General features: G+C 73.7%; 4 protein-coding genes. 3 read left to right on the plus strand and 1 reads right to left on the minus strand.

Features of this window, described 5'->3' with window-relative positions:
• The 3 genes from IF00_RS0140225 to IF00_RS0140235 all read left to right on the plus strand — a co-directional run.
• Positions 1-538: HPP family protein (locus tag IF00_RS0140225; RefSeq protein ID WP_051820906.1), on the plus strand; the 538-nt coding region annotated here is incomplete at its 5' end.
• A 9-nt stretch (positions 539-547) separates the two neighbouring features.
• Positions 548-1,015, plus strand: coding sequence for an NUDIX hydrolase (locus IF00_RS0140230; protein WP_030327061.1), 468 nt, complete (start codon positions 548-550; stop codon positions 1,013-1,015).
• 134 nt (positions 1,016-1,149) lie between these two features.
• A complete protein-coding gene (locus tag IF00_RS0140235; protein ID WP_030327062.1) occupies positions 1,150-2,295 on the plus strand; it encodes a serine hydrolase domain-containing protein in 1,146 nt (381 codons plus the stop codon).
• A gap of 4 nt (positions 2,296-2,299) precedes the next feature.
• On the opposite strand, the gene IF00_RS0140240 is transcribed toward IF00_RS0140235, so the two are convergent.
• Positions 2,300-3,276: hypothetical protein (locus IF00_RS0140240; RefSeq protein ID WP_030327063.1), on the minus strand; the 977-nt coding region annotated here is incomplete at its 5' end.

Below are 3,276 nucleotides of genomic sequence, written 5' to 3' on the forward strand. Positions count from 1 at the left end.
GCCCGCCGCCCCCGCCGAAACCGCCCCCTTCACCGTTCCGGCGGCAGCCGCGCCACCCCGCCGCCCCGGCCCGCCCCCGCGCCCCCGGCCCCGGATCCTCCTCGTCTCCACCGCCGGGAGCGTCACCGCGCTGCTCCTCCTGGTCGCCGTCGGGACCGGGCTCGACCAGCCCCTGCTCATCCCGCCGCTCGCCGCGAGCATGGCCCTGGTCGCCGGCGCACCCGATCTGCCGCTGTCCCAGCCGCGCTCGGTCGTCGGCGGCCAGCTGCTCTCCGCCCTCACCGGCTTCGCGGTCCTGGGCGTGGCCGGGCCGGGCCTCTGGGGCGCCGCCGTCGCGGGCGGGCTCGCCCTGGGCGTGATGATGCTGGCCCGCACCCCGCACTCACCCGCCGCCGCCACCGCCGTGATCGTCGCCGTCACGTCGCCTCCCTTCTGGTCGTTTCTCGGCCTTCTCGCGCTCGCCTCCCTCCTGCTGGTCGCGGTCGGTCTCGGAGCCGCCCGCGTCACCGGCCGGACGTACCCCGTGTACTGGTTCTAACCTCGGCTCATGAAGAAGGAGTTGAGGGTGGCGGCCTACGCCGTGTGCGTACGGGACGGACAGGTGCTCCTGGCCCGCTGGGTGGCGGGCGACGGCACCAAGCGGTGGACGCTGCCGGGCGGCGGCATGGACCACGGCGAGGAGCCCGTGGACACCGTGGTCCGTGAGGTGGAGGAGGAGACGGGGTATCTCGCCGAGCCGACCGCCCTCCTCGGCATCGACTCCATCCGCCGCGGCTGGCTGCGACGCCTCGGGACGCCGGGCGACTTCCAGGGCCTCCGGGTCATCTACGAGGCCCGGATCACCGGCGGTGCGCTGCGCAACGAGACCGACGGTTCCACCGACCTCGCCGCCTGGCATCCGCTCGACGCCGTCCCGGAACTGGCCCGTGTCGGGCTCGTCGACATCGGCCTCGACCTGTGGCGCGAGCGGCCTCCGGTCGGCCGCTCCCGGCTCGCCGATCCGTCCATCGGCTGAGGGCCGACCGCACGGCCGAGGTTCGGCCGAAAACCGCTCAACCGGTGCAAGCCCGCTCAACCGTCCCGCAGCCCCCTCGGTCCTCCCCGCCGACCGCAGTACACGCACCGCAGCAGCGTCCCAGGGGAGCCCGCATGTCAGCCGTACGCACGACCCGCACCGTCCTCGCCGCAGTCCTGGTCTCCGGACTCACCGCCACGGCCCTCGCCACCCCGGCCCTGGCGGCGTCCGCGCCGGAGAAGGCCGATCACGCCGCCACCCAGGCGGCGCTCCGGGCCGCGGTCGACGCCGGTGTGCCCGGGGTCGTGGCCCAGGCCCGGGACGACCGGGGCGACTGGACCGGCACCGCCGGCGAGCGCCGGGGGAACGACCGTTTCCGCGTAGGTTCCATCACCAAGACCTTCGTCGCCACCGTCCTCCTCCAGCTCCAGGCCGAGGGCCGGCTGGACCTCGACGACCCGGTCGAGAAGTGGCTGCCGGGTGTCGTCCGGGGCAACGGCCACGACGGCCGCGCGATCACCGTCCGCCAGCTGCTCAACCACACCAGCGGCGTCTACAGCGTCACCTCCGACCCCGGCTTCCAGGAGAAGATCTTCGGTCCCGGCTTCCTGGAGCACCGCTACGACCGCTGGACCCCGCGTCAGCTCGTCGACATCGCCATGACCCACGCGCCGGACTTCGCCCCCGGCACCGGCTGGAACTACTCCAACACCAACTACGTCCTCGCCGGCATGGTCGTCGAGAAGGTCACCGGCCGCCCCTACGGCAAGGCGGTCGAGAACCGCATCATCAAGCCGCTCAAGCTCCGCGCCACGAGCGTCCCCGGCACGGACGTGAGGATGCCGAAGCCGAGCTCTCCCGCCTGGTCCACGCTCTCCGAGGACCCGAACGCGCCCGTCCACGACGTCAGCCGGCTGAGCCCCACCCTCGCCTACGCGGCCGGCGAGATGATCTCCGACTCCAACGACCTGCAGACCTTCTACCGCGCCCTGCTCAAGGGCCGGCTGCTCCCGAAGGCCGAGATGAAGGAGATGACCACCACCGTCCCGTTGTCCCCCGAACTCCCCGGCATGGGATACGGACTCGGGCTCATGAAGCAGAAGCTGAGCTGCGGCAAGGAGATCTGGGGTCACGGGGGAGGCATCCACGGTTCCTCCTCCGAGGCCCAGGCCACCCGCGACGGCGGGCATTCCCTCGCCATGAACTTCAACGCCGACTGGACGGGAGACAGCGCGGCCGTTCTGGAGGCCGAGTTCTGCGGCGTCACGCCGAAGCGCTGACCCCTCACCGCGGCAGGACGACGACATAGGCGGAGGGCTGCCGGTCCGGCGCGGCCATCAGGGCCGTACGCACCACGGTGGCCTGCTGGTCCATCGCCTCGCGCAGCTTCCGCGGGGTGAGGTGGACGACCGTGATGCCGAGCCGCTCCAGATGCTCCCGCTTGCGGGTGTACTCGGACCACAGCGCGTCCTCGTCCTGCCGCGGCGCCCGGGTGTCCAGCTCGACGGCGACGGCCTGGTCGGGCCAGTAGGCGTCCACCCCGCCCAGGTGCGGGCCGCCCGGCAGCCGCAGGTCCACGTTCCACAGCGGGTCCGGCAGGGCGAACTCCCGCACCATCTCGTACAGCCGCTCCTCGGAGAGCGAGCGCCCCTCGGCGAGCAGCGCGTCCACCGCGTCCACCACGTGCGGCCGGGTGAGCAGCCGGGCACGGTTCAACTCGCGTACCACCGTGCCCGGTTCGCAGTGGCCACCGCGCACCGCCTCGGTGAGCAGCCGGCGTACGGTCTCCGCGTCCGAGAGCCCGGACACCGCGTCGGCGACGGCACGGGCGACCGGGGCGACGGGCACGCCCGTCAACTCCACCGGCTCCGGGGACTCGGGGGCGCGCACCACCCGCACCCAGCCGGTGGAGCGCAGCCGCCGGGTGCGGGGGACCAGGACGTCGATCCGGTCCAGGGCGGTGAGCGGGGGAGCGGAGGAGAAGCGGTGCAGGGTCAGTGCGGCGAGTCCGGTGATCATCGCGTCGGGGCCCTGCGGGGGTACGGCCCCGGTCCTGCGGGCGTAGAGGAGTGCGGCGTGGAGCCGGTCCTCGCTGGTGGGCGGCCCCGGCTGGAGCAGGAAGACACCGGGGAGGAGCTGCTGCCAGGAGCCCGGCCGGCAGCGCGCGGCGACCTCGCCGGCGGGAATGCCCTGGGCCCTCAACTGGTCGGCGGAAGCCAGGCGTTGTGCTCGGCCGGTGTGGGGGGAGAGGGGGAGGGGGC

The sequence above is a fragment of the Streptomyces flavochromogenes genome (assembly GCF_000717595.1).
Classification (GTDB): Bacteria; Actinomycetota; Actinomycetes; order Streptomycetales; family Streptomycetaceae; genus Streptomyces; species Streptomyces flavochromogenes.

Bases quoted from the DNA above. Each gene is read 5' to 3' on its own strand.
- IF00_RS0140235 (WP_030327062.1), top strand. From the start codon at position 1,150: ATGTCAGCCGTACGCACGACCCGCACCGTCCTCGCCGCAGTCCTGGTC.
- IF00_RS0140230 (WP_030327061.1), top strand. From the start codon at position 548: ATGAAGAAGGAGTTGAGGGTGGCGGCCTACGCCGTGTGCGTACGGGAC.